The organism is Streptomyces sp. NPDC002776, assembly GCF_053592195.1.
Genome location: NZ_JBSFVG010000005.1, coordinates 398,765 through 424,994, shown reverse-complemented (window position 1 = coordinate 424,994; position 26,230 = coordinate 398,765). Strand labels below are relative to the sequence as shown.

The window sequence follows — 26,230 nt, the reverse complement described above, 5'->3', positions numbered from 1 at the left end:
CTCAGCGCGCAGGCCCTGGTGAGGAACAGGGGCGCCCCGGTCGCCTCGACGAAGTGGGAGCTCCCCGGCGGCCACCGTCCAGCTCGTCGGCGCCGTACGAGAGGGTGATTCCCCCATGGATGCGAGGCCGGGACGGTCGGCCTCGCGGGATCTGTCGCAACGGGGTTTCAGCCGCCGTAAGCCCCCGAAGCCGTCAGACGCAGAGCGGTGTCGATCAGCGGGACGTGGCTGAATGCCTGCGGGAAGTTGCCCACCTGGCGCTGGAGGCGCGGGTCCCACTCCTCGGCCAGCAGGCCCAGGTCGTTGCGGAGCGACAGCAGCTTCTCGAAGAGCCTGCGGGCCTCGTCCACGCGGCCGATCATCGCCAGGTCGTCCGCCATCCAGAACGAGCAGGCGAGGAAGGCGCCCTCGTCGCCCGGCAGCCCGTCGACGCCCTCGGCCTCGCCCTGCGTCGGATAGCGCAGGATGAAGCCGTCCGGCGTGGACAGCTCGCGCTGGATCGCCTCGATGGTCCCGATGACCCGCTTGTCGTCCGGCGGCAGGAAGCCCATCTGCGGGATCAGCAGCAGCGAGGCGTCCAGCTCCTTGGAACCGTACGACTGCGTGAAGGTGTTGCGCTCCTTGTCGTAACCCTTCTCGCACACGTCCCGGTGGATGTCGTCGCGCAGTTCGCGCCAGCGCTCCAGCGGGCCGTCCGCGTCACCGGACTCGATGAGCTTGATGGTGCGGTCGACGGCGACCCAGGCCATCACCTTGGAGTGCACGAAGTGGCGGCGCGGGCCGCGCACCTCCCAGATGCCCTCGTCCGGCTCGTCCCAGTGGTCCTCCAGGTAGCGGATCAGCTTGAGCTGGAGGAGGGAGGCGTAGTCGTTGCGGGCGAGCCCCGTCATATGGCCCAGGTGCAGGGCCTCGGTGACCTCGCCGTACACATCCAGCTGCAGCTGGTGGGCGGCGCCGTTGCCGACCCGGACCGGCGCGGAGTTCTCGTAGCCGGGCAGCCAGTCCAGCTCCGCCTCGCCGAGCTCGCGCTCGCCGGCGATGCCGTACATGATCTGCAGGTTCTCCGGGTCGCCCGCGACCGCGCGCAGGAGCCACTCGCGCCAGGCGCGGGCCTCCTCGCGGTAGCCGGTGCGCAGCAGCGAGGACAGGGTGATCGCCGCGTCCCGCAGCCAGGTGTAGCGGTAGTCCCAGTTGCGGACGCCGCCGATCTCCTCGGGCAGCGAGGTGGTGGGCGCGGCGACGATGCCGCCGGTCGGGGCGTACGTCAGCGCCTTCAGCGTGATCAGCGAGCGGATCACGGCCTCGCGGTAGGGGCCGTGGTACGTGCAGTGCTCGACCCAGTCGCGCCAGAAGTCCTCGGTGGCCGCCAGGGACTGCTCCGGCTCCGGCAGCGGCGGCGGCTGGTGGTGCGAGGGCTGCCAGGAGATGGTGAAGGCGATCCGGTCGCCCGGGGCGACGGTGAAGTCGGAGTACGTCGTCAGCGCCTTGCCGTAGGTCTCGCACTCGGTGTCGAACCACACCGAGTCCGGGCCCGCGACGGCCACCGTACGGCCCTCGTGCTTGTGGACCCAGGGCACGACCCGGCCGTAGGAGAACCGCATCCGCAGGGCCGAGCGCATCCGGACCCGGCCGGAGACGCCCTCCACGATCCGGATCAGCTGCGGGGCGCCGTCGCGCGGGGGCATGAAATCGGTCACCCGGACCGTGCCGCGCGGGGTGTCCCACTCGGATTCCAGGACCAGCGAGTCCCCGCGGTAGCTGCGCCGGGCCGCGGTCGGCGGCTCGGCGTCCGCCGCGTGGGCCGGCCCGAGCCGCCAGAAACCGTGCTCCTCGGTGCCCAGCAGACCGGCGAAGATGGCGTGCGAGTCGAAGCGGGGCAGGCACAGCCAGTCCACTGTGCCGTCCCGGCAGACCAGTGCCGCGGTCTGCATGTCTCCGATGAGTGCGTAGTCTTCGATGCGCCCGGCCACGTGCAACTCCAGTCGAACGGCCACGTCACCCCCTGGGAAAAAGGGGGCGGTCGCTGATGCGGTCAAGGGGTCGTTGTAATGCGTCGTTGAGCGGTGAAGCAAAGCAGCCGCTCCGCCGTGAGGCAAAACGCCATCTGTTGCTCAACGAACTGACGAGTCCGTGATGTTCCGGTGGTACGGGCGGGGGTGGTGCCGTCTGGTCCGGTCCGGCTCGGCAGTGAGTGTCCGAGCAGGATACGACGCACGTAGATGATCTGCGTGCCGCTCCGGACAACGCGGGTGGGCCGAACGGGTGAGCAACGGGTGAGAAACCGGTGCACCCGCATGGCCCCGTGTCGGTACGTGCGCGGAGCGTGGCCGGAAGCCATCGCCCCGAGGCGCTGATACCCTGGTAGCCCGTGGACCGGTGGGAGAAAAACCCCCGAACCGCAGCGACGGCGACTCCGGAATCCCCGGTGGGAACGCCGGACCGCACCCCAGACCGCGACCACGGGAGCCCCGCCTTGGCCATGACGCCCAATTCCACGACGACCAAGCACATCTTCGTCACCGGGGGTGTCGCCTCCTCGCTCGGCAAGGGCCTCACCGCCTCCAGCCTGGGCATGCTGCTCAAGGCGCGGGGCCTGCGCGTCGTCATGCAGAAGCTCGACCCGTATCTGAACGTCGACCCCGGGACGATGAACCCCTTCCAGCACGGTGAGGTTTTCGTCACCAACGACGGCGCCGAGACGGACCTGGACATTGGACACTACGAGCGCTTCCTCGACCGTGACTTGGACGGCTCCGCCAATGTCACTACAGGACAGATCTACTCGACGGTGATCGCCAAGGAGCGGCGTGGCGAGTACCTGGGCGACACCGTGCAGGTCATCCCGCACATCACCAACGAGATCAAGCACCGCATCCGCCGCATGGCGACCGACGAGGTGGACGTCGTCATCACGGAGGTCGGCGGCACGGTCGGTGACATCGAGTCGCTGCCGTTCCTGGAGACCGTCCGCCAGGTCCGGCACGAGGTCGGCCGCGACAACGTCTTCGTCGTCCACATCTCGCTCCTGCCGTACATCGGCCCGTCGGGCGAGCTGAAGACGAAGCCGACCCAGCACTCGGTCGCGGCCCTTCGGAACATCGGTATCCAGCCGGACGCCATCGTGCTGCGCTGCGACCGCGAGGTGCCGACCGCGATCAAGCGCAAGATCTCGCTGATGTGCGACGTCGACGAGGCCGCCGTGGTCGCCTGCCCCGACGCCCGCTCGATCTACGACATCCCCAAGACCGTGCACGGCGAGGGCCTGGACGCCTACGTCGTCCGCAAGCTGGACCTGCCGTTCCGCGACGTGGACTGGACGACCTGGGACGACCTGCTGGACCGCGTCCACAACCCCGACCACGAGATCACCCTCGCCCTGGTCGGCAAGTACATCGACCTGCCCGACGCCTACCTCTCGGTCACCGAGGCGCTGCGCGCGGGCGGCTTCGCGAACAAGGCCCGCGTGAAGATCAAGTGGGTCACCTCCGACGACTGCAAGACCCCGGCCGGCGCCAAGGCGCAGCTCGGCGACGTCGACGCCATCTGCATCCCCGGCGGCTTCGGCGACCGCGGTGTGCTCGGCAAGGTCGGCGCGATCAAGTTCGCCCGCGAGAACAAGATCCCGCTGCTCGGCCTCTGCCTGGGCCTGCAGTGCATCGTGATCGAGGCGGCCCGCAACCTCGCCGACATCTCCGACGCCAATTCCACCGAGTTCGACCCCGCCACCGGCCACCCGGTCATCTCCACGATGGCCGAGCAGCTGGACATCGTGGCCGGCGAGGGCGACATGGGCGGAACGATGCGCCTGGGCATGTACCCGGCGAAGCTGGCCGAGGGCTCCATCGTGCGCGAGGTCTACGACGGCAAGGAGTACGTCGAGGAGCGGCACCGCCACCGCTACGAGGTGAACAACGCCTACCGCGCGGAGCTGGAGAAGAGGGCGGGCATCCTGTTCTCCGGCACGTCCCCCGACGGCAAGCTCGTGGAGTACGTCGAGTACCCGCGGGACGTCCACCCCTACCTGGTGGCGACGCAGGCGCACCCCGAGCTGCGCTCGCGCCCGACCCGCCCGCACCCGCTCTTCGCGGGCCTGGTGAAGGCGGCTGTCGAGCGGAAGATCTCCCAGTAGCCGAGAGTTGTACGGTGGCCGGGGTGCACACCTTTCCCAGGTGGGCACCCCGGTTTTTCTTCGGGCACGTGGAAGGGCAGGCATGACGATCAAGGACACCCCGCAGGAGTGGGAGATCCGGGCCACGGACACCCCCTTCGTGGGCAACAAGACCTCCGTCCGCACCGACGACGTGGTCATGCCCGACGGCAGTGTGGTCCGCCGCGACTACCAGGTGCACCCGGGCTCGGTCGCCGTCCTCGCCGTCGACGACGAGGACCGGGTGCTGCTCATCAAGCAGTACCGGCACCCCGTACGGCACAAGCTGTGGGAGATCCCGGCCGGGCTGCTCGACGTCCCCGGCGAGAACCCGCTGCACGCCGCCCAGCGCGAGCTGTACGAGGAGGCGCACGTCAAGGCCGAGGACTGGCGGGTGCTGACCGACGTCTACACCACGGCGGGCGGCTGCGACGAGGCCGTACGGATCTTCCTGGCCCGCGATCTGTCGGAGGCCGACGGGGAGCGCTTCGAGGTCGAGGACGAGGAGGCCGACCTGGAGCACGCGCGCGTACCGCTCGCGGAGCTGGTCCGGGGGGTGCTCGCGGGGGAGCTGCACAACAACTGTCTCGTGGTCGGCGTGCTGTCCCTGGTCGCCGCGCGGGCCTCCGGCGGCCTGGACGCGTTGCGGCCGGCGGACGCGGAGTGGCCGGCGCGGCCGTTCGTGGCGTAGGCGGAGGGCATCGCGCGCCCCTGCCGAGCCCTTGGTCCTACGATCTGTTGATCCGATCGGGGGAGTCTTGGCTCCCACCCGCCGCGCTCCACACAGCCCGTAGCAGAGCGTGAACTAGGCTCTGAAACACGCCCGTACCGGAATCCCGGCGGGCTTGCGCGTGCGGTGTGGGACGGGAGTGTGGCCCGTGACGGATCAGGCGGTGGACACCGGCGGCGTCGAGCTGTCGACCGGTCAATTCCTGGGCCGGACGCGGGAGTTGAAGGAACTCCTCGTCGACATCGAGCGGGCGGGCCTGGACACCCTCTCCGGGAAGAAGGCCCCCCGCGCGCGCGTGCTGCTGATCGCCGGTCGCCCCGGCTCCGGCCGCACCGCGCTCGCCGAGGAGCTGGTGCGGCAGGTCGCCGACCGGTACGGCGACGGCGTGCTGCGCGCCCGGCTCAGCGAGCCCGACGGCACCCCCGTCCCGGTCGACGCCGTCGCCCGCGATCTGCTCACCGCCCTGGATCTGCCGAGCCCGGCCGGTGCCGCCGAGGACGACCTCACCGCGGCGCTGCGGGAAGCCCTCGCCGATCGCAAGGTCCTGCTACTGCTCGATGACGCGGCCACCGCCGAACAGGTCGACGCCCTGCTCCCGGACACCCCGGACTGCCTGGCCGTCGCCGTCTCCGCGGGGCCGCTGACCGGGATCGCCGACGTCCGCCCCTGCACCCTCGGCGGGCTCGACACCAAGTCGGCCGTGGAACTGCTGTCCCGGCACGCGGGATCGGTGCGGATCACCGTCGACCCCCGGGCCGCCGAGGGACTGGTCGAGGAGTGCCAGGCGCACCCGGCCGCGCTGATGCTGGCCGGCGGCTGGCTCGCCGCCCGCCCCAAGTCCGCCGTCGCCGACCTCGCCAAGCAGTTGCACGCCGAGCCCGACGAGGACACCGCCGGCAGCCCCCTCGCCCGTATCTTCCGGCTCTCCTACGCCACCCTGCCCGCCACCGCCGCCCGGATACTGCGACTGCTCAGCCTCGCCCCGGCCGGACTGGTCGACCCGCACACCGCCTCCGCGCTGGCCGGCTGCTCGGTCAGCGGCGCCCGCACCACCCTGGACGACTTCGTCGCCCTCGGCCTGCTGCGCGCCGTCGACTCCCCGCTGCCGCAGTACGAGGTCCCCGGCTGTCTGCACCCCCTGCTCAGGGCGCTCACCGAGACCCAGGACCGGGGCGCCGAGCTGCAGCTGGCCCGCGCCCGCATGCTGGAGCGGACCGTGCGGCTGCTCCAGTCGTGCCGGGCGATCACCGAGACCGACAGCCCGCAGGCGCGGGAGAAGCTGCTCGGCATGCCGCGCTCCCTGCGCTTTCCCAGCCCCCGGGCGGCGGCCGACTGGCTGCGCATCCGCCGGCCCGCCCTGCTGGCCGCGGCCCGGCTCGCCGTCGCCGACGGGGAGCTGGACACCCTGGCCCGGCGGCTGATGTCCCAGCTGGTGCGCGCCATGGTCGCCCACTTCGGCACCCAGGCCGCGGCCGGTGACCTCTACGGCATCCACGGATTGGTGCTGGACGTGGCCGAACGCCGGAACCTGCCCCGTGAGCGGGCCGCCGCCCTGCTGAACCTCGGAGACCTGGACGCGCGGACCGGACGGACCCGGGAGGCGCTGGTGCGGTACCGGGCCGCGCTGGACGCCGGACGCGAGGCGAACGATCCGTATGCGACCGCCCGCGCGATGGAATCCGTAGGCGGCGCTCATCTGGAGCTCGGGGACTACGACCGGGCCGCCGACTGGTTCGGCCGCGCGCTCGCCCAGCGGCTGGCCCGGGACGAGCGCGCGGAGGCGGCCCGGGTGTACGGCCGGATCGGCGCCGCGCACACCTTCGCGGGGCGTTACGGCGAGGCGCAGCGCAGCTGGCGGGCCGCGGTCGCCGGGTACCGCAAGAGCGGCGATGTCGCCGCCCAGGCGCGGGCGTTGAGCGAGCTGGCCCGGGTCCAGGAGTACGCGGGCCGGCCCGCGGAGTCGCTGCGCACCTGCCAGGAGGCGGTGGACTGGGCGCGCCGTGCCGAGGACGTACGGCTCCAGGCGGCGCTGCATGTGCGGCTCGCCGACACCTTGGACCGCCTCGGGGACTCCGCCGCCGCTCGACTGCACCGCGGGGCGGCCGAGCGCATGCTGGGTGAAGAGCTCCCGGAGGGGGAGCCAGAGCCGGAAAGAGGCGCTACAAGCAGCTAACGCCTGCGAAATCCGTAGTACACCCGCTGAAGATTAATGCAATGAAAGGCTAGACAGCGGGAACACCTTCATTAGACTGGCTCTGCCGCACCTTCTCCTGCGGTGTCTCCCGGTGTGCCCTTGCATGCCTGGGTATGTCTTGCAATGCCCCACACCCCCTGAGCCAAGGACCGTGATCGACGTGAAGGTCGGCATCCCCCGCGAGGTCAAGAACAACGAGTTCCGGGTGGCCATCACCCCCGCCGGTGTGCACGAGCTGGTGCGCAACGGCCACCAGGTCGTCATCGAGCGTGGCGCCGGCGTCGGCTCCTCGATCCCCGACGCCGAGTACGTGGCCGCGGGTGCCCGGATCCTGGACACCGCCGACGAGGTGTGGGCCACCGCTGACCTGCTGCTGAAGGTCAAGGAGCCCATTGCCGAGGAGTACCACCGCCTCCGCAAGGACCAGACGCTCTTCACCTACCTGCACCTGGCCGCCTCCAAGGAGTGCACGGACGCCCTGATCGAGTCCGGTACCACCGCCATCGCCTACGAGACGGTCGAGCTGCCCTCCCGCGCGCTGCCGCTGCTCGCCCCGATGTCCGAGGTCGCGGGCCGGCTCGCCCCGCAGGTCGGCGCCTACCACCTGATGCGCTCGGCCGGCGGCCGCGGTGTGCTGCCCGGTGGCGTCCCCGGCACCCAGCCCGCCAAGGCCGTGGTCATCGGCGGCGGCGTCTCCGGCTGGAACGCCACCCAGATCGCCGTCGGCATGGGCTTCCACGTCACGCTGCTCGACCGTGACATCAACAAGCTGCGCGAGGCCGACAAGGTCTTCGGCACCAAGGTGCGGGCGATCATGTCCAACTCCTTCGAGCTGGAGAAGGCCGTCCTCGACGCCGACCTCGTCATCGGCGCCGTGCTGATCCCGGGTGCCAAGGCCCCGAAGCTGGTCACCAACGAGCTCGTCTCGCGCATGAAGCCGGGAAGTGTCCTTGTCGACATCGCGATCGACCAGGGCGGCTGCTTCGAGGACTCGCACCCGACCACGCACGCCGAGCCGACCTTCCAGGTCCACGACTCGGTCTTCTACTGCGTCGCCAACATGCCCGGCGCGGTGCCCAACACCTCCACCTACGCGCTGACCAACGCCACGCTGCCGTACATCGTGGAGCTGGCCAACCGGGGCTGGGTGGAGGCGCTGCGCCGTGACCCGGCGCTCGCCAAGGGCCTCAACACCCATGACGGCAAGGTCGTTTACCGCGAGGTCGCCGAGGCGCACGACCTGGAGCACGTGGAGCTGGCGACGCTGCTCGGCTGAGCCCGCCGACGCCGGTGAACTGCTAAGTCACCTTTTCGTAAAGGCGATACGTCAACACGCGTCGTCAACGTCGCACACCCGGCCGGACCTTGCCGACAAGGTCCGGCCGGATGTGTGTATGGTCACTTTGCGAGGCTCGGTCAACTCGCCTCGAACGTAACCCTTCGACCGATTCGCACACCGGTGAAACCTACCGTGCGACGGCCGTACGCCCTTGACAGAGGGATGTTTCATTGCCGACACATCCTGCCGGGTCCGGCGGATTGTGTTGCTGCGGACCGCCGACACGCCATAGAGTCGCCAACCGTCGGCATGGTGCCACGCTGACCTTGTCTAGAAGTTTCCTGGTCCCCAAGGAGGTAAGACGACTTGTGAATGAGTCGACATTTTCTCCCGGGGGTGGTCAACCAGGAAGCCCTGCGCGGGGCCAGGCTCCTGCGGAGTACGAGGCTGTCGGCTCCGTGGCGGTGCGCACCTTCGCAGCCCACCAGAGTCACCAGATGACAGGGACGACTCTGTCAGCACACCAGAGCATGGATGGCCATCACGTGAACGCCATGGCCGGCGACGGAAGTGGCGCGCCCCACAACCACTTCGCCGACTACGACGAACTGCCCGAGGGGCACTTCTACGATCCCGACGCGGAGTACGAGCCCGACCCCGAGTACGCGGCCACGCTCGCGCCCGACGCTGCCCGTCAGCGTCGCGAGCGCATCGGCCCGACGGGCCGGCCGCTGCCGTACTTCCCGATCCCGGGGCCGCTGACCGATCACGGCCCGGCGAAGATCATCGCGATGTGCAACCAGAAGGGCGGCGTCGGCAAGACGACGTCGACCATCAACCTGGGTGCCGCGCTCGCGGAGTACGGACGCCGGGTCCTGCTCGTGGACTTCGACCCGCAGGGCGCGCTGTCGGTCGGACTCGGTGTCAACCCGATGGAGCTCGACCTCACCGTCTACAACCTGCTCATGGAGCGGGGCATGGCGGCCGACGAGGTCCTGCTGAAGACCGCGGTCCCCAACATGGACCTGCTGCCGAGCAATATCGACTTGTCGGCGGCGGAGGTCCAGCTGGTCTCCGAGGTCGCGCGCGAGTCGACGCTCCAGCGCGCGCTGAAGCCGCTCATGGCCGACTACGACTACATCGTGATCGACTGTCAGCCCTCGCTCGGCCTGCTCACGGTCAACGCCCTGACGGCCGCGCACAAGGTGATCGTCCCGCTGGAGTGCGAGTTCTTCGCCCTCCGTGGTGTGGCGCTGCTGACGGAGACCATCGAGAAGGTCCAGGAGCGGCTCAACCCGGAGCTGGAGCTCGACGGGATCCTCGCCACGATGTACGACTCGCGCACCGTGCACAGCCGTGAGGTGCTCGCGCGCGTCGTCGAGGCGTTCGACGACCACGTCTACCACACGGTCATCGGGCGCACGGTCCGCTTCCCGGAGACCACGGTCGCCGGTGAGCCGATCACCACCTACGCCTCCAACTCCGTCGGCGCCGCCGCCTACCGCCAGCTCGCCAGGGAGGTGCTCGCCCGGTGTCACGCCGAGTGAGTCTGCCGGGGGCCGACGAACTGTTCCGTACGACAGGGGGGATGGCGCTCCAGGCGTCCACTCCCCGCCGGGGGGCCAACGGCGAGGCCCGGGTGCCCGCTCCCGCGGGGGAGAGCGACAGCGCCGCCGCGGAGGACGCCCCGCAGTCGGTTCCCGCACAGGGCGGCGAGGGCGCGGAGCATGTCGCGGCGGACGCGGAGCCGGCGGAGTCCGGCGAGTCCCGGAGCCGGGGCGCCGCCGCGGAGCGGTCCGGACGGCGGCCGGCGGTGCAGGAAGGTTCTGGCGACGCCTCGGCGCCGCGCACCAAGCGCGGACGGGCCGCCTCGCGGCGGCCGAGCGGGCGTGAACGGCACGACGAGAAGATCACCGTGTACGTCTCGGCCGAGGAGCTGATGGATCTGGAGCACGCGCGTCTGGTGCTCCGGGGCGAGCACGGCCTCGCCGTGGACCGCGGGCGGATCGTCCGCGAGGCGGTGGCCGTGGTGCTCGCGGATCTGGAGAGCCGCGGGGACGCCAGCATCCTCGTACGACGGCTTCGCGGGCGGTAGCGGTAGCCTGCGAGGGCTATGACCTCGAACGACGTCCCCGTCCCCGGCACCGGTGCCTCCGGCGGCCGGCGGCGTGCGCTCGGCCGGGGGCCGGGAGCCGTCCGGCCGGCCGAGCCGGAGCCGGAGGCGCTGCCGGGCGAAGGTGAGCGAGAGGCCGAGGCGGATGCCGCCGAGCCGGAGCCCGAGGTGCCGCTGGTCGAGCCTGAGCCGGTGCCCGAGGCCGTTGCCGCTGAGTCCGCGGTCGCCGGGCCCGAGTCCGAGCCGGCGGCGGCCGATGACGGTGTCTTCAAGGTCCGGCTCGCCAACTTCGAGGGCCCCTTCGACCTGCTCCTCCAGCTGATCTCCAAGCACAAGCTGGACGTCACCGAGGTCGCCCTGTCCAAGGTGACCGACGAGTTCATGGCGTACATCCGGGCCCTCGGGCCGGACTGGGACCTGGACGAGACGACCGAGTTCCTCGTGGTCGCCGCCACCCTGCTGGACCTCAAGGCGGCCCGGCTGCTGCCCGCCGCCGAGGTCGAGGACGAGGCCGATCTCGCCCTCCTCGAAGCGCGGGACCTGCTCTTCGCGCGGCTGCTGCAGTACCGCGCGTACAAGCAGATCGCCGACATCTTCAACCGCCGGCTCGACGAGGAGGCCCGGCGCTACCCCCGTACCGTCGGCCTCGAACCGCACCACGCCGAGCTGCTGCCCGAGGTGGTCATCAGCATCGGCCCGGAAGGGTTCGCGAAGCTCGCCGTGAAGGCGATGCAGCCCAAGCCCAAGCCGCAGGTGTACGTCGACCACATCCACGCCCCGCTGGTCAGCGTCCAGGAGCAGGCCGGGATCGTCGTCGCGCGGCTGAAGGAGCTCGGCGAGGCCAGCTTCCGCGCGCTCGTCGCGGACACCGACGACACCCTGACCGTCGTGGCGCGGTTCCTGGCGCTGCTGGAGCTGTACCGGGAGAAGGCCGTCGCCCTCGACCAGGAGACCGCCCTCGGCGACCTGATCGTGCGGTGGACCGGCGCGGAGGGCGACGGCCGCCCGATGGTGACCGACGAGTTCGACCGGCCGCCCGAGCCGCCCAAGGAGGAGAAGACGTGAGCGAGGAGATCAGCGAGCCGCCCGCCGGGCAGCGGGCCACGGCCGACCTCGAGCTCAAGCCGGCCCTGGAGGCCGTCCTCATGGTCGTCGACGAGCCCGCGACCGAGGAGCACCTCGCCAAGATCCTCCAGCGGCCCCGGCGGCAGATCGCGGACGCGTTGCGCGAGCTGGCCGACGAGTACACCGTCCAGGGCCGCGGGTTCGAGCTCCGGCTGATCGCCGGCGGCTGGCGCTTCTACTCGCGTCCCGAGTACGCGGCGGCCGTCGAGGGCTTCGTCCTGGACGGCCAGCAGGCCCGGCTCACCCAGGCCGCGCTGGAGACACTGGCGGTGGTGGCGTACCGGCAGCCGGTCAGCCGCAGCCGGGTCTCGGCGGTGCGCGGAGTCAACTGCGACGGCGTCATGCGCACCCTCCTGCAGCGGGGTCTCGTCGAGGAGGCGGGCACGGAACCCGAAACAGGTGCGATCCTGTACAGGACGACGAACTACTTCCTGGAGCGGATGGGCCTGCGCGGCCTGGACGAGCTTCCGGAGCTCGCGCCCTTCCTCCCCGAGGCGGAGGCGATCGAGGCCGAGACCCTGGAAGGGGTTCCGTCGTTCGATCCGGACGCACCCGATGTGCCGGGTTCCGACGACGCAGACGACCAGACGGAATTTTGATGCGAAGCAGCAGCGGCAGGAACAGCAGCGGAAACAACGGCGGGAGCCGTGGTGGCAACAGCGGCGGCCGCGGCGGGAGTGGCGGTGGCCGCGGTAACTTCCGCGGTGCCGGCAACAACCGCGACGACAAGCAGGGCAGCGGCCGTCCGAACAAGCCGCGCCCGGAGGAGCGGCGCTACGACGTCGGCCCCAGCGCCACGCACGACGGCCCGAAGTCGGGCCGCGGCCCCTCGGCCCGCGGTGGCGCCAAGGGCGGCCCCAAGCAGGGCCAGCGCTCCGGCGGCCGGACGGCTCCGGCGCGCTCCCGCGAGTACGAGACGCGCGCGGAGGAGCGCAACCGCGACCGGTACGCCGGCAAGCCGGAGATCAAGCTCCCCAAGACCTTCCCCGGCGCCGAGCAGGAGGGCGAGCGGCTGCAGAAGGTCCTCGCGCGCGCGGGCTACGGCTCCCGCCGGGCCTGCGAGGAGCTGATCGAGCAGGCACGGGTCGAGGTCAACGGCGAGATCGTGCTGGAGCAGGGCAAGCGGGTCGACCCGGAGAAGGACGAGGTCAAGGTCGACGGCCTGACCGTGGCGACGCAGTCGTACCAGTTCTTCTCGCTGAACAAGCCCGCCGGTGTCGTCTCCACCATGGAGGACCCCGACGGGCGCCAGTGCCTCGGCGACTACGTCACCAACCGGGAGACGCGGCTCTTCCACGTCGGGCGGCTCGACACCGAGACCGAGGGCGTCATCCTGCTCACCAACCACGGCGAGCTGGCGCACCGGCTGACCCACCCCAAGTACGGCGTGAAGAAGACCTACCTCGCCGCCATCGTCGGCCCCATCCCGCGCGACCTGGGCAAGCGGCTCAAGGACGGCATCCAGCTGGAGGACGGGTACGCCAAGGCGGACCACTTCCGCGTCGTGGAGCAGACCGGCAAGAACTACCTCGTCGAGGTCACCCTGCACGAGGGCCGCAAGCACATCGTGCGCCGGATGCTGGCCGAGGCCGGCTTCCCCGTCGAGAAGCTGGTGCGCACCTCCTTCGGGCCGATCACGCTGGGCGACCAGAAGTCGGGCTGGCTGCGCCGCCTGTCGAACACCGAGGTCGGCATGCTGCTGAAGGAAGTCGACCTCTAGGCGATGCCTTTTCGCCCTCTCGCCGGTCTGTACCCCTGACCGGGTTCATGACCGGCGAGAGGGAGGGCCATCGTGGCGACGACGGACCGCGAGGAATTCGTACGGCTGACGGACCCCTACCGGCGGGAGCTGCTCGCGCACTGCTACCGGATGCTGGGCTCGGTCGACGAGGCCGAGGACCTGGTGCAGGAGACCTATCTGCGGGCCTGGCGGTCCTACGACGGCTACGCGGGCCGTGCGTCCCTGCGGACCTGGCTGCACCGGATCGCCACCAACACGTGTCTGACGGCGCTGGAGGGCCGTGCGCGGCGTCCGCTGCCCACCGGGCTCGGTGAGCCCTCCCAGGCGCCCGAGGAGCCGCTGAGCGGCCCTGTGACGGACGTTCCCTGGCTCCAGCCGCTGCCCGACGCGCTCGTCGACCCCGCCTCGGTGGTGGCCGCCCGGGGCAGTCTGCGGCTCGCCCTGGTCGCCGCGCTCCAGCATCTGCCCGCGCGTCAGCGCGCGGTGCTCATCCTGCGGGACGTGCTGGCCTGGCGGGCGCCGGAGGTCGCCTCCCTGCTCGGGACGTCGACGGGGGCCGTCAAGAGCACCCTGCAGCGCGCGCGTGCCCGGCTGGAGGAGGTGGCGCCCGAGGAGGACCTTGTGACGGAGCCGTCCGGCGCCGCCGACCGCGAGGTGCTCGACCGGTACGTGGCCGCCTTCGAGAACGCCGACATGGACGCCCTGCTCGCCCTGTTGCGGGACGGCGTGGAGCTGGAGATGCCGCCCTTCCGGGAGTGGTTCCGCGGCGCCAAGGAGGTGCACCGCTTCCTGGTGGCCCGGCTGCACGACAAGGGCACCCTGCGAATGCTGCCCACACGCGCGAACGGGCAGCCGGCGGCGGCCATGTACGTGCGCGGGGCGGACGGCGTCCTGCGCCCGCACTCCTTGCAGGTGCTCACCGTCGAGGAGGGCGCGGTCGGCCGGGTCACCGCCTTCCTGGACGGCGACGTCTTCGGCCGGTTCGGGCTGCCCGGGGAACTGCGATGAACCCCGGGGAGCTGCTGGAGCGTTCGCTCGCCTACGCCCTCGGGAGCGTGGCCGAGGTCCGGGCCGGGAGCCTCGCGCGGGGCACGCCGTGCGCGCGGTGGGACCTGGCGGAACTGCTCGGGCATCTGGACGACTCCATGGACGCGCTGTACGAGGGGCTGACCGGCGGACGGATCGGACCGGTCCCGCGGGACGACCGGGCGTGCCGCTTCCGCACGCGCGCGTGCGCGGTGCTTGGTGCCTGGGCCGCGGGGCCGCCGGACCGGGTACGGATCGGCGAACGGCCGCTGGAGGCGGGGGTGCTGGCCGCGGTGGGCGCCGTGGAGATCGCCGTGCACGGCTGGGACGTGGCGCAGGCCGGTGGGCGGCCCCGGCCCCTGCCGGTCGCCCTCGCGGCCGATCTGCTGCCCGTGGCGCGGTGCGTGGTGGCGGGGGAGGACCGGGGGGTGCGGTTCGCCGCGCCGCTCGTCGTGCCGAAGGACGCGCGGCCGGATATCCGGCTGCTGGCCTTCCTGGGGCGGCGCGATTCCTTTCCGGGGTGAGGCGGGTCTGCCTTCCGTGAGTGACCTCAAGACCTCACGGAAGGCACAGACATGACCGAGACGGCCAAGGCTCCCCTCAGTACCTCGCGCCCCGACCGGGCGTCACCACCACGCGGCTGGACGGTGATCCTCGCCGGGGTCGGCGCGCTGCTGTGCTCGCTCGACGTGGTGGTCGTCGCCACCGCGCTGCCCGCCCTGCGCGCCGACTTCGGGGCGAGCCTGTCCGAGCTGGAATGGACGATCAGCGCCTACAACCTGGCCTTCGCCTGTCTCACCCTGACCGGCGCCGCGCTCGGCGACCGGTTCGGACGGCGGCGCATGTACGTCGTCGGCCTCGCCGTGTTCACCCTAGCCTCCGCCGCCGCGGCCCTCGCGGGCAGCTCGGACCAGCTCATCGGGGCGCGTCTGCTGCAGGGCGCCGGGGCCGCCGTACTGCTGCCGCTCACGCTGACCCTCATCAGCGAGGCGTTCCCGGCGGAGAAGCGGGGCGTGGCGATCGGGGTGTGGGGTGGGGTGACCGGCCTCGGAGTGGCGGCCGGGCCGGTGCTGGGCGGGGCCGTGACCGAGGGCCTGTCCTGGCAGTGGATCTTCTGGCTGAACGTGCCGGTCGGGCTCGCGATGCTGCCCCTGGCCGCCCGCAAGCTCCAGGAGAGCTACGGGACGCGGCCCCAACTGGACATCATCGGCCTGGTCCTGGTGGCCGTCGGGCTGACCGGACTGGCCTGGGCGCCGGTGCGGGCGCCGGAGGCGGGCTGGGGGAGCGCCGAGGTGCTGACCGCGCTGGCCGTCGGAATCGTGTTCACGGCCGCCTTCCTGGACTGGGAGAGGCGGGGCGCCCGGCATCCGATGCTCCCGCTCGGCCACTTCCGCAGGCGCGGCTTCTCCACCGCCAACGCGGCGGGGTTCCTGCTCTTCGCCTCGCTGCTGGGCTCGCTGTTCACGATCACCCAGCTGTTCCAGTTCGGGCTCGGCTACTCGCCGCTGGAGGCGGGGGTGCGGATCCTCGTCTGGAACGCCATGCCGCTGCTGGTCGCGCCGGTCGCGGGCGCGCTCGCTGACCGGTACGGCACCCGGCCGTTCATGCTCGGCGGCCTCGCCCTCCAGGGCCTCGGCCTCGGCCTGCTGGCCTGGCAGGTGGAGCCGGGCGTGGGCTACGGCAGCCTCGTCGTCCCGCTGATCATCGCGGGCGTCGGCATCTCCCTGGTGTTCCCGAGCGTCGCCAACGCCGTGACCTCCTCGGTGCCGCTGACCGAGGCGGGCATCGCGGCCGGCGTCCACAACGCGCTGCGTCAACTCGGCGGTGTCTTCGGCGTGGCGGCCGCCGCGGCGGTCTTCACGGTCTACGGCGGCTATGCCTCCCCGGCCGACTTCCTGGACGGGGCCGCGCCCGCGCTGTGGGTGTCGGCGGGCGTCGCCGCGGCGGGGGCGGCGGTATCGGTGTTCGCGCCCGCACGCCGGTCCTAGCCGGGGGGTTGTCACCTCACGCCCGCCTCTTTATAGTCGTACTGACCATTAAGGAGGCGGTCGTGGAGTACGACAAGCACGCCTATGAACCGTTCGCCGTCACCGTCGACCTGGCCGTCCTCACGCTCCGGGCCGGTGCCCTGCATGTGCTGCTCGTCGAGCGCGGCCAGGAGCCGTACGCCGGACGATGGGCGCTGCCCGGCGGCTTCGTGCAGCCGGACGAGTCCGCGGAGACGGCGGCCCGGCGGGAACTCGCCGAGGAGACCGGCCTGTCCGACGTCTCCGGACTGCACCTGGAACAGCTGCGGACCTACAGCGAGCCGGACCGCGACCCCCGGATGCGGGTCGTCTCGGTCGCCTTCGCCGCCCTGCTGCCCCACGCGCCCGAGGTGCAGGGCGGCAGCGACGCGGCGCAGGCCCGCTGGATGCCGTACGACGAGGCCGGGGCGCTCGCCTTCGACCACGACCGGATCCTGGCCGACGCCCATGACCGCGTCGGCGCCAAGCTGGAGTACACCTGCCTGGCCACCGCCTTCTGCCCGCCCGAATTCACCCTCGGCGAGCTCCAGCAGGTCTACGAGGCCGTGTGGGGCACGGGCCTGGACCGGCCGAACTTCCGGCGCAAGGTGCTGGCCACACCCGGCTTCGTCGAGCCGGTTCCCGGCGCCTCCCGCCTCACCGGCGGCCGCGGCAAGCCGGCCGCGTTGTACCGCGCGGGTGCTGCCACCGCACTCCACCCACCGCTGCTGCGGCCGACCCCGGAAGGACCTTCCGCATGACGAAGCGTGCCGCCACTGGATCCCTGCTGGGCCTCGCCCTCGGGGACGCGATGGGCTTCCCGACCGAGTTCAACGACGTGCCGTCGATCCTGGCCAAGTGCGGGCCGTGGCGGGAGATGGAGCTGCCAACCCCGGCGATCGTCACCGACGACACCCAGATGACGCTGGCGCTGGGCAAGGGGCTGCGGGTGGCCATGGACCGGGGTGTGCTCGCGCCCAAGCGGCTGGAGCGGCCGGTGCGGGAGGAGTTCGTCGACTGGTACCAGTCGCCCGAGAACAACCGCGCGCCGGGCCGGACCTGCCTCGTCGCCTGCGATCTCCTGAAGGCCGAGGGACGCCTCTGGCAGGACGCCAGCCAGATCCACTCCAAGGGCTGCGGCGCCAACATGCGCGTCGCGCCGATCGGCCTCGCCCCCGGGCTGAGCGACGAACAGCGCGCGGGCGCGGCCCAGTTGCAGTCCGCGCTCACCCACGGCCACCCCACGGCGCTCGCCGCCTCCGACCTCACCGCGCACGCCGTACGGCTGCTCGCCCAGGGCGCCGAGCCGACCGGACTGGTCGGCCTGCTGCGGTCGTACGCCTACGAGAACCGCTCCCGCTACCACCACACCTGGCTCGGTGACCTGTGGACCCGCAGCCAGGACCCGACGCCCGAGCACTTCATCGCGCGCGGGTGGGACGAGTGCCTGGGCGTGCTGGAGCGGCTCCAGGGGGCCGTGCGCGCGGGGTCGGCCGAGACCGACCCGTGCCTCGCCACCGGCGCCGGATGGATCGCCGAGGAGGCGCTGGCGACCGGGCTGCTGTGCTTCCTGCTCTTCGTCGACGAACCGGTGACCGCCCTCCGGCGCGCCGCCTGTTCCTCCGGGGACTCGGACTCCATCGCCTGCCTGACGGGCGCCTTCGCGGGGGCCTACCTCGGGGCCGACGCATGGCCCCGCGCGTGGGCGGACCGGATCGAGTACCGGGGCGACCTGCTCGCCCTCGGCGCGCTCTGGGACGCTTAGCGGATGATCGACGCCCTGGACATCGACCTCGCGCCCGTCGTCGCGGAGCAGCCCGACCCGGTGCTCTTCGCGACCGTCTCCGGCGCCCATCTGTACGGCTTCCCGTCCCGCGACTCGGACGTGGACCTGCGCGGGGTGCACCTGCTGTCCGCCGCCGAGCTGCTCGGGCTGCGTGAACCGCACGAGACCCGGTCCAGGATGTGGGACCGGGACGGCGTGGAGATGGACCTGGTCACCCATGACCTGCGCAAGTTCGTCCGGCTGATGCTCCGCCGCAACGGCTATGTCCTGGAACAGCTGCTCTCCCCGCTCGTCGTGCACACCACCGACGCGCACCGCGAGCTGGTCGCGCTCGCCCCCGGAACCGTCACCCGCCACCACGCCCACCACTACCGGGGCTTCGCGAACACCCAGTGGCGGCTCCACTCCAAGACCGGGGAGCTCAAGCCGCTGCTCTACACCTTCCGGGTCCTGCTCACCGGCATCCATCTGATGCGTACCGGTGAGGTGCAGGCCCATCTGCCGACCCTGCTCGGCGAGGTGAGCGAGGCGCCCGGGTATCTGCCCGAGCTGATCGCGGCCAAGGCGGAGCGGGAACACGGGCCGGCCGAGGTGGACCACGCGCGCGTGGCGGCCGACGTGGAGCGGCTGCACCTCCTGCTGGACGAGGCGCAGGCCGCCTCAGCCCTGCCCGAGGCGGCGACCGTCCACGACGCCCTGCACGACCTCGTCGTACGGATCCGGCTGGAGCGCTGAGGCACGGCGGACGCGCACCAGGAAGTCCTCCACGCGCCGCCGGTCCGGCTCGGCCGGCAGCGGACTGCGCCGGGAAGCGGCCTCCGCCTCCTGCGCAAGCCGGGTCATCCACGCCTCCACCTCCGGCCAGGAAAGCTCGCCGCGCTTGACCGCGAGCAGCGGTTCGCGCTGATCACCGACGTCGATCCGCAGTTCGCCGGTGCGCAGCAGATCGCGGGCGCTCATCAGCAGCCGCAGCAGGTGCATCGCGTGCTTCCAGCGCGGGGCGCCGTGGTTGCGGACGTCCGCCTCCAGCTTCTTGCGCTGGCCGACGGCGTACCGCGCGAAGGTGGTGTGGGCCTGGCGGGACAGGAACGCCGCGCGCAGGCCGAGCAGTTCGCGGCCGGTGTCGCCGGCGTGCTCCACGAGCGGGGAGTGCAGACACTCCAGGATGTTGGGGTTCGCGCGCAGCGCCAGCTCGCAGAAGCGCTCCAGCTCCCAGCTGAACCGCTCCTCGCCGGGACCCTCGACGTGCGTCGGCGGCTTGTCGAAGCGCCAGAACAGGGGAGTGGGGGCGAGGAAGACGCCCCGCCGGTCGGTGTCGCTGCCGTCCGTCGCCAGACCGAAGGCGCGCGAACCCATCACGCAGGCGTAGATCGTGTGGTCGCGTACCAGGGCCTCGGGGTGCATGGCCCGGAGCGTACGCGGCGCCTCACGCCAGGCGGATCGAATTTCCCTCCACCGTGATCTTCTTCTCCGGCAGCGGCCGCGTCGCCGGCGGGTTGGCCACCGCGCCGTCGGTGATGCTGAACCGGCTGCCGTGGCAGGAGCAGTTGATCGTGCCGTCCGAGACGCCGGCGACCGTGCACCGCTGGTGGGTGCAGATGGCGGAGAAGGCCTTGAACTCGCCGTCCTCCGGCTGGACCACCACGACCTCCTGGTCCTTGAAGACCTTGCCGCCGCCGACCGGGATGGCGTCCGTCGTGGTCAGCTCCTCGCCCCCGGCCTCGGGCGCGCCCGAGGTCTCGGTGGTCCCGGTGGTCCGGTCGGTGGTGGCGGAGCCGCTGTCGTCGTCGCCTGAGTCGCCGCAGCCCGCGACGAGTGCCGCCGCGCCCGTGGCGAGGAGGATGGTGCGCCGGTTCGGACGGATGGTCATGTCGTCACTCCGAGTGTGGGGCGGAACCAGGGGGCGCGGGGCCGGTCGGACCAGCATCTTGGCACTGAAAGCACCGAAGAAGAAGCAACCCGGGAGGCAATGCCATAAATCGCGCAAGCCCGGCGGACCCGCACCGCATCTCAGCGGGCGGGCGTCGCGCCCCGGTCCGCCGGGCGCTGACTAGGCTGGACGCGCACAGAGCGATCCGTACAGCAGCAAGGGAGCCAAGCCGTGGCGGTACGAGCGGTCCGGGGTGCCGTCCAACTCGACGTGGACGAGGCCGGCCACATGGACGAGCGGGTCGGAGCCCTGCTCACCGCCGTCCTCGAACGCAACGGCCTGACCACGGACGACCTGATCAGCATCTGGTTCACGGCCACCCCCGATCTGCACAGCGACTTCCCCGCGGCCGCCGCCCGCAAGCTCGGCATCGTCGACGTGCCCCTGATCTGCGCGCAGGAGCTGGACATCGAGGGCGCCATGCCCCGCGTGGTCCGTGTCCTCGCGCACATCGAGGCCGACCTGCCCCGGGCCGAGGTCGCCCATGTCTACCTCGGCGCCGCGGCCGCCCTGCGCAAGGACATCGCCCAGTGAGAACCGCACTCGTCATCGGCACCGGCCTCATCGGCACGTCCGCCGCGCTCGCCCTGGTGAGCCGTGGCGTCGTCGTCCACCTCGCCGACCACGACCCCGAGCAGGCCCGCACGGCCGCCGCCCTCGGCGCCGGCACGGCCGAGGCGCCCGAGGCCCCGGTGGACCTCGCGATCGTCGCCGCGCCGCCCGCCCATGTGGCCGGGGTGCTGGCCGACGCCATGCGGCGCGGGGTGGCCCGGGGCTACCTGGACGTGGCGAGCGTCAAGGGCGGTCCGCGCCGCGAGCTCCAGGCACTGGGGCTCGACCTCGCGGCGTACATCGGTACCCACCCGATGTCGGGCCGTGAGAAGTCCGGCCCGCTGGCCGCCTCCGGCGACCTGTTCGAGGGCCGCCCCTGGGTGCTCACCCCGACCCGGGACACCGACACCGAGGTCCTGAACCTCGCCCTGGAGCTGGTCTCGCACTGCCGGGCGGTGCCGGTCGTCATGGACGCCGACGCCCACGACCGGGCCGTGGCGCTGGTCTCCCACATGCCGCACCTGGTCTCCAGCATGGTCGCCGCGCGGCTGGAGAACGCCGAGGAAGCGGCCGTACGGCTGTGCGGCCAGGGCATCCGGGACGTGACGCGGATCGCGGCCTCCGACCCCCGGATGTGGATCGACATCCTCTCCGCGAACCCGGGGCCGGTCGCCGACCTCCTCGCGGACGTCTCCGCGGACCTCGACGAGACGGTGCAGGCACTGCGGGCGCTGCAGTCCTCCGACGAGGCCAAGCGCCGCGAGGGCACGGCCGGTATCGAGGACGTCCTGCGCCGCGGGAACGCCGGGCAGGTCCGGGTGCCGGGCAAGCACGGGTCCGCGCCGCGGGTGTACGACACCGTGGCGGTCCTGATCGACGACCAGCCGGGCCAGCTGGCCCGCATCTTCGCCGACGCAGGCCGGGCCGGGGTCAACATCGAGGACGTCCGCATCGAGCACGCGACGGGTCAGCAGGCCGGTCTGGTCCAGCTGATGGTGGAGCCGAACGCGGTGCCGGTGCTGACGGCGGCGCTGCGGGAGCGGGGCTGGGCGATCCGCCAGTGAGGCGCGCGCGTCCGGACGAGTGACCCGCACCCAGTAACCTTGTGCGGGGCACCCTCGCGCCCCTACACCCCTCCGCACCGCACCAGGAAGGTGTCCTCCCGTGGAAAACGGCGCCGCCCAGCCCGTGATTGTCGCCATCGACGGCCCCTCCGGCACGGGTAAGTCGACCACCTCCAAGGCCGTCGCCGCCCAGCTCGGCCTGAGCTACCTCGACACCGGCGCCCAGTACCGGGCGATCACCTGGTGGATGGTGACCAACGGCATCGACATCGACGATCCGCACGCCATCGCCGCCGTGGCCGGGAAGCCCGACCTCGTCTCCGGCACCGACCCGGAGAAGCCGACGATCACCGTCGACGGCATCGACGTCGCCGCCCCGATCCGCACCCAGGAGGTCACCTCCCAGGTCAGCGCGGTCAGCGCGGTGCCCGAGGTGCGGGCGCGGATCACCGAGCTGCAGCGCTCGATCGCGGCGTCCGCGGAGGGTGGCATCGTCGTCGAGGGCCGGGACATCGGCACCACGGTGCTGCCGGACGCCGATCTGAAGATCTTCCTCACCGCCTCCCCGGAGGCGCGCGCCGCCCGCCGCAGCGGTGAGCTCAAGGGCGCCGACGTGCACGCCACCCGCGAGGCCCTGATCAAGCGGGACGCGGCCGACTCCAGCCGCAAGACCTCGCCGCTGGCCAAGGCCGACGACGCGGTCGAGGTGGACACCACCGAGCTCACCCTCGCGCAGGTCATCGAGTGCGTCGTGACCCTCGTCGAGGAGAAGCGGGCCGGGAAGTGACGGCACCGTCGGAGCGGGGTGCGGAGGTAGGGCGGCGCATCGGCGTCGGCCTGATGTACGGGCTGTGGAAGCCGCGGGTCCTGGGTGCCTGGAAGGTCCCCGCGACCGGCCCGGTGATCCTCGCCGTCAACCATTCGCACGTCATCGACGGCCCGATGGTCATCGGCGTGGCGCCCCGGCCGTCGCACTTCCTGGTCAAGAAGGAAGCGTTCGTCGGCCCGCTCGATCCCTTCATGCGGGCCGTCGGCCAGCTGAAGGTGGACCGCTCGACCGCCGACCGTACGGCCATCACCCAGGCGCTGGACGTGCTGGCGTTCGGCGGCGTGCTCGGGATCTTCCCCGAGGGCACCCGCGGCGAGGGCGACTTCGCCGCTCTGCGGGCCGGGCTCGCGTACTTCGCGGTGCGCAGCGGCGCCCCGATCGTCCCGGTCGCCGTACTGGGAAGCACCGAGCGGCCCGGACGGTTGATAAAGGCGCTGCCCGCGCTGCGCTCCCGCGTCGACGTCGTCTTCGGCGACCCCTTCGAGGCGGGCGACGGCAGCGGACGGCGCACCCGCACGGCGCTGGACGAGGCGACCGTGCGCATCCAGAAGCAGCTGACCGAGCACCTGGAAAACGCCAGGCGGCTCACCGGTCGCTAGGCGACACTTGAGTAGTGGATCACCCGAAACGGGGGGTTCCACCGATCACCACACTGAACGAGGTACGGACTTCATGAACGACCAGATCCCCTCCGAGGGCTCGGGCGAGGCGCACGACCACGGAGCACTTGGCGACGCCGAGTACGCGGAGTTCATGGAGCTCGCCGCGGAAGAGGGCTTCGACCCGGAGGACGTCGAGGGCGCCCTCGAAGCGGCGGGTCACGGCCCGCTGCCCGTGCTCGCCGTCGTCGGCCGTCCGAATGTCGGCAAGTCGACCCTCGTCAACCGCATCATCGGGCGCCGCGAGGCCGTCGTCGAGGACAAGCCCGGCGTCACCCGTGACCGGGTTACCTACGAGGCCGAATGGGCGGGCCGCCGCTTCAAGGTCGTCGACACCGGCGGCTGGGAGCAGGACGTCCTCGGCATCGACGCCTCCGTCGCCGCCCAGGCCGAGTACGCCATCGAGGCCGCCGACGCCGTCGTCTTCGTCGTCGACGCCAAGGTCGGCGCCACCGACACCGACGAGGCGGTCGTACGTCTGCTGCGCAAGGCCGGCAAGCCCGTGGTGCTGTGCGCCAACAAGGTGGACGGCCCGAGCGGCGAGGCGGACGCCTCGTACCTGTGGGCCCTCGGGCTCGGCGAGCCGCACCCGGTCTCGGCGCTGCACGGCCGCGGCACCGGCGACATGCTGGACGCCGTGCTGGAGGTGCTGCCGGACGCCCCGGAGCAGACCTTCGGCACCGCGGTCGGCGGCCCCCGCCGCATCGCCCTGATCGGCCGCCCGAACGTCGGCAAGTCCTCGCTGCTGAACAAGGTGGCGGGCGAGGAGCGCGTCGTCGTCAACGAGATCGCGGGCACCACCCGGGACCCGGTCGACGAGCTGATCGAACTCGGCGGTGTCACCTGGAAGTTCGTCGACACGGCCGGTATCCGCAAGCGCGTCCACCTCCAGCAGGGTGCCGACTACTACGCCTCGCTGCGCACCGCCGCCGCGGTCGAGAAGGCCGAGGTGGCGGTCATTCTGATCGACGCCTCCGAGAACATCTCGGTGCAGGACCAGCGCATCGTGACGATGGCCGTCGAGGCCGGACGCGCGGTGGTCCTGGCCTTCAACAAGTGGGACACCCTCGACGAGGAGCGCCGCTACTACCTGGAGCGGGAGATCGAGACCGAGCTCGGCCAGGTGGTGTGGGCGCCGCGGGTGAACGTCTCCGCGCGCACCGGCCGGCACATGGAGAAGCTGGTCCCGGCGATCGAGACGGCCCTGGCGGGCTGGGAGACCCGGGTCCCGACCGGCCGCCTCAACGCCTTCCTCGGTGAGCTGGTCGCCGCCCACCCGCACCCGATCCGGGGCGGCAAGCAGCCGCGCATCCTCTTCGGCACCCAGGCCGGCACCAAGCCGCCGCGGTTCGTGCTCTTCGCCTCCGGCTTCATCGAGGCGGGCTACCGGCGCTTCATCGAGCGCCGGCTGCGCGAGGAGTTCAGCTTCGAGGGCACCCCGATCCACATCTCGGTCCGGGTCCGCGAGAAGCGCGGCAAGAAGAAGTAGGCGTACGACGAAGAGGGCGGCCCCGGAAGGGACCGCCCTCTTCGTCGTTCAGATGCCTCTGCGGGGAACGGGCTCCAGCGCCGGATGCGTTCCCGTCCCCTGCGGCCCGATGTGTCCGACCCGCTGCCACTGCGACTGCCGGGCACTGTGCGCGCCCGCGCTGTAGGCGCTGTACGAACTGGAGAAGGACCCCGACCGGTGACCGCCGTACGAGCCCGAACTGTGCGGGATGCTCCCGAAGGCGGTGAACCCCAGCTCCTCCTCGCCGCTGCGGTCACCCGGCAGCGTCCGGAAGGACTTGACGTACTCGGCGTAGAGCGCGTCGTAGATCGGCGTGGCCGATGGCGAAACATCGTATGCGTGCACGTATGTCCAAACGACCGGGCACAGCAAGGGATGCGGCCGGGGCGCGGGCCTTCGGGGGCGCTCAGGTCCCGGCGAGAGGCAGTGCGGAAGCGACCAACTTGCCGTTGGCCGCGGCCTTGTCCAGCGCGTCCCGCAGCAGGTCCTCCCGCGGCTGCCGTCCGATGGTCCCCACCGGGGCCGCGAACATCAGCACCTGCTGGTGCTTGTTGGCCGCGGTCCGCCATCCCTCGGTGACCTGGAGCGGCTGGTGCGCCTGCCACCAGGCCACCGGCTGGCCGCCGTTGGTGCCCGGCTGGAGCACCGCGTGCAGCTGCCCCATGGCGAGCAGCACCGACCAGCCGTGCAGCACCGGCGGCACCGAGTCGATGGCCGTCACCGGCATGAACCCCTGCTCGATGAGCAGCGGCAGGAAGTCGTCGCCGAGGGCGGTGGACCCGGGCCGGACGATGGGCCCGGTCGGCTCCACGACCAGCGCCGGGTGCAACTCCCCGGCGATCAGGATGAGTCCGCTGGTCACGCCGAGCACCGCCTGCTCGGGTACGACCTTCTCCGGCTCCAGGTCGACCTGGTCGCCGGTGATGGACCGCACGGCCCCCTTGAGCTGCTCCTCGGTGACCTGGACGACCTGCGAGGGCAGGCAGCCGGCGTGGGCGAAGGCGAGGACGGCGGTCTCGTCCCCGATGAACAGGACGGTGCTGGTGCGCTCCTGTTCGGAGTCGCCCGGGGTGCGGCAGGACGTGCAGTCGTAACTGCCGGGGGCGTTCTCTCCGGCGAGCAGCCGGTCGGCTTCTTCGTCGCCGATCTCGGCGCGTACCTCGTCGCTGACGTCGAGCATGCGCGGCACGGGTGGCTCCCTCGGGATGTGGTGCGTGGCGCGGCCGGGTGGCTCCCGGCCCGTGAACCGGGTGGGCCCCGGGCTCATGAAGAAGACAACGGGTGAGCTGCGGCGGGAGTCACGCCTCAGGGCGAACGGAATCGAACCAGGCAAGGGGCTCGGTCACCTGGGGGCGGAATCGGGCATTCGTGGTCAAGTCCGCTCTAGGTCACGGCAGTTGGTTCCGCTGGGTGAGCGACAGGTCGACGAGGTGATGGGTCGACAAATCGTGAAATCGGCGAATGAAATGGGACGTCGAAGAACGGCACCCTCCGGCCCCGTCGGTCCGCCGACCGGGTGGGGCCCCCGCGCGCACCGAC

At 71.7% G+C, this 26,230-nt stretch carries 24 protein-coding genes and 1 pseudogene; 20 read left to right on the top strand and 5 right to left on the bottom strand.

Going from position 1 to position 26,230, the window contains the following annotated elements; translation table 11 throughout:
- Positions 1-167 precede the first annotated feature (167 nt).
- Positions 168-1,970: a glycoside hydrolase family 15 protein gene (locus ACWD11_RS14010; RefSeq protein ID WP_389419534.1), complete on the bottom strand. Its 1,803-nt coding sequence runs from the start codon at positions 1,968-1,970 to the stop codon at positions 168-170.
- A gap of 509 nt (positions 1,971-2,479) precedes the next feature.
- Between ACWD11_RS14010 and ACWD11_RS14005 the strand changes: the two genes are divergently transcribed.
- The 15 genes and pseudogenes from ACWD11_RS14005 to ACWD11_RS13935 all read left to right on the top strand — a co-directional run bounded on the left by ACWD11_RS14005 (position 2,480) and on the right by ACWD11_RS13935 (position 18,882).
- Positions 2,480-4,129 (top strand): CTP synthase, encoded by a 1,650-nt coding sequence (locus tag ACWD11_RS14005; protein ID WP_389419504.1) that lies wholly within the window; start codon positions 2,480-2,482, stop codon positions 4,127-4,129.
- Between the two features lie 82 nt (positions 4,130-4,211).
- Positions 4,212-4,838, top strand: a complete 627-nt coding sequence (locus tag ACWD11_RS14000) for an NUDIX domain-containing protein (protein ID WP_451283105.1) — start codon at positions 4,212-4,214, stop codon at positions 4,836-4,838.
- 187 nt (positions 4,839-5,025) lie between these two features.
- Positions 5,026-7,087, top strand: a pseudogene (locus ACWD11_RS13995) (tetratricopeptide repeat protein).
- A 135-nt stretch (positions 7,088-7,222) separates the two neighbouring features.
- Positions 7,223-8,347 carry an alanine dehydrogenase gene (ald, locus tag ACWD11_RS13990; protein WP_389419502.1) on the top strand — a complete coding sequence of 375 codons (1,125 nt, stop codon included), beginning with the start codon at positions 7,223-7,225 and terminating at the stop codon, positions 8,345-8,347.
- Positions 8,348-8,718: 371 nt separating this feature from the next.
- Positions 8,719-9,897 (top strand): ParA family protein, encoded by a 1,179-nt coding sequence (locus ACWD11_RS13985; protein WP_250076661.1) that lies wholly within the window; start codon positions 8,719-8,721, stop codon positions 9,895-9,897.
- Positions 9,882-10,445: a hypothetical protein gene (locus tag ACWD11_RS13980; RefSeq protein ID WP_389419501.1), complete on the top strand. Its 564-nt coding sequence runs from the start codon at positions 9,882-9,884 to the stop codon at positions 10,443-10,445. The genes ACWD11_RS13985 and ACWD11_RS13980 overlap by 16 nt, the downstream gene beginning before the upstream one ends.
- Before the next feature lie 18 nt (positions 10,446-10,463).
- Complete coding sequence (locus tag ACWD11_RS13975; RefSeq protein ID WP_389419500.1) at positions 10,464-11,528, top strand: segregation and condensation protein A; 1,065 nt, start codon at positions 10,464-10,466, stop codon at positions 11,526-11,528.
- Positions 11,525-12,187 carry an SMC-Scp complex subunit ScpB gene (gene scpB, locus ACWD11_RS13970; protein ID WP_389419499.1) on the top strand — a complete coding sequence of 221 codons (663 nt, stop codon included), beginning with the start codon at positions 11,525-11,527 and terminating at the stop codon, positions 12,185-12,187. Before ACWD11_RS13975 ends, scpB begins: the two co-directional genes overlap by 4 nt.
- Positions 12,187-13,308, top strand: coding sequence for a pseudouridine synthase (locus ACWD11_RS13965; protein WP_389419498.1), 1,122 nt, complete (start codon positions 12,187-12,189; stop codon positions 13,306-13,308). The genes scpB and ACWD11_RS13965 overlap by 1 nt, the downstream gene beginning before the upstream one ends.
- Before the next feature lie 69 nt (positions 13,309-13,377).
- On the top strand, positions 13,378-14,337 hold the full coding sequence (locus ACWD11_RS13960; protein WP_389419533.1) for a sigma-70 family RNA polymerase sigma factor: 960 nt from the start codon (positions 13,378-13,380) through the stop codon (positions 14,335-14,337).
- Entirely contained in the window at positions 14,334-14,879 is a 546-nt protein-coding gene (locus ACWD11_RS13955; protein WP_451283102.1) for a TIGR03086 family metal-binding protein, read from the top strand. The genes ACWD11_RS13960 and ACWD11_RS13955 overlap by 4 nt, the downstream gene beginning before the upstream one ends.
- Before the next feature lie 51 nt (positions 14,880-14,930).
- Positions 14,931-16,343, top strand: a complete 1,413-nt coding sequence (locus tag ACWD11_RS13950; protein ID WP_451283100.1) for a DHA2 family efflux MFS transporter permease subunit — start codon at positions 14,931-14,933, stop codon at positions 16,341-16,343.
- Between the two features lie 62 nt (positions 16,344-16,405).
- Positions 16,406-17,122, top strand: a complete 717-nt coding sequence (locus tag ACWD11_RS13945; protein WP_389419495.1) for an NUDIX hydrolase — start codon at positions 16,406-16,408, stop codon at positions 17,120-17,122.
- Positions 17,119-18,126 carry an ADP-ribosylglycohydrolase family protein gene (locus ACWD11_RS13940; protein ID WP_389419494.1) on the top strand — a complete coding sequence of 336 codons (1,008 nt, stop codon included), beginning with the start codon at positions 17,119-17,121 and terminating at the stop codon, positions 18,124-18,126. Before ACWD11_RS13945 ends, ACWD11_RS13940 begins: the two co-directional genes overlap by 4 nt.
- Positions 18,127-18,129: 3 nt before the next feature.
- Positions 18,130-18,882 (top strand): nucleotidyltransferase domain-containing protein, encoded by a 753-nt coding sequence (locus ACWD11_RS13935; protein ID WP_389419493.1) that lies wholly within the window; start codon positions 18,130-18,132, stop codon positions 18,880-18,882.
- Here the strand turns inward: ACWD11_RS13935 and ACWD11_RS13930 are convergent.
- Both ACWD11_RS13930 and ACWD11_RS13925 read right to left on the bottom strand, forming a co-directional pair.
- Entirely contained in the window at positions 18,808-19,551 is a 744-nt protein-coding gene (locus ACWD11_RS13930; RefSeq protein WP_451283097.1) for a nucleotidyltransferase domain-containing protein, read from the bottom strand. The two genes, ACWD11_RS13935 and ACWD11_RS13930, sit on opposite strands and share 75 nt — an antisense overlap.
- A 22-nt stretch (positions 19,552-19,573) precedes the next feature.
- Positions 19,574-20,017 carry a Rieske (2Fe-2S) protein gene (locus ACWD11_RS13925; RefSeq protein WP_451283095.1) on the bottom strand — a complete coding sequence of 148 codons (444 nt, stop codon included), beginning with the start codon at positions 20,015-20,017 and terminating at the stop codon, positions 19,574-19,576.
- 231 nt (positions 20,018-20,248) lie between these two features.
- Between ACWD11_RS13925 and aroH the strand changes: the two genes are divergently transcribed.
- From aroH to der, 5 genes are all read left to right on the top strand, one after another.
- On the top strand, positions 20,249-20,611 hold the full coding sequence (gene aroH, locus ACWD11_RS13920; protein WP_451283093.1) for a chorismate mutase: 363 nt from the start codon (positions 20,249-20,251) through the stop codon (positions 20,609-20,611).
- Positions 20,608-21,693 carry a prephenate dehydrogenase gene (locus ACWD11_RS13915; RefSeq protein WP_451283091.1) on the top strand — a complete coding sequence of 362 codons (1,086 nt, stop codon included), beginning with the start codon at positions 20,608-20,610 and terminating at the stop codon, positions 21,691-21,693. The genes aroH and ACWD11_RS13915 overlap by 4 nt, the downstream gene beginning before the upstream one ends.
- Positions 21,694-21,793: 100 nt before the next feature.
- The gene (cmk, locus tag ACWD11_RS13910; RefSeq protein ID WP_451283089.1) at positions 21,794-22,480 is read left to right on the top strand and encodes a (d)CMP kinase; all 687 of its coding nucleotides are present in this window, start codon (positions 21,794-21,796) and stop codon (positions 22,478-22,480) included.
- Between the two features lie 53 nt (positions 22,481-22,533).
- Positions 22,534-23,121: a lysophospholipid acyltransferase family protein gene (locus tag ACWD11_RS13905; protein ID WP_451283135.1), complete on the top strand. Its 588-nt coding sequence runs from the start codon at positions 22,534-22,536 to the stop codon at positions 23,119-23,121.
- A gap of 73 nt (positions 23,122-23,194) precedes the next feature.
- Positions 23,195-24,670 (top strand): ribosome biogenesis GTPase Der, encoded by a 1,476-nt coding sequence (gene der, locus ACWD11_RS13900; protein WP_389419488.1) that lies wholly within the window; start codon positions 23,195-23,197, stop codon positions 24,668-24,670.
- A 48-nt stretch (positions 24,671-24,718) separates the two neighbouring features.
- On the opposite strand, the gene ACWD11_RS13895 is transcribed toward der, so the two are convergent.
- Both ACWD11_RS13895 and ACWD11_RS13890 read right to left on the bottom strand, forming a co-directional pair.
- Positions 24,719-25,036, bottom strand: coding sequence for a hypothetical protein (locus ACWD11_RS13895; protein WP_389419487.1), 318 nt, complete (start codon positions 25,034-25,036; stop codon positions 24,719-24,721).
- Positions 25,037-25,097: 61 nt separating this feature from the next.
- Positions 25,098-25,880 carry a hypothetical protein gene (locus tag ACWD11_RS13890; RefSeq protein ID WP_389419486.1) on the bottom strand — a complete coding sequence of 261 codons (783 nt, stop codon included), beginning with the start codon at positions 25,878-25,880 and terminating at the stop codon, positions 25,098-25,100.
- Positions 25,881-26,230: the final 350 nt, after the last annotated feature.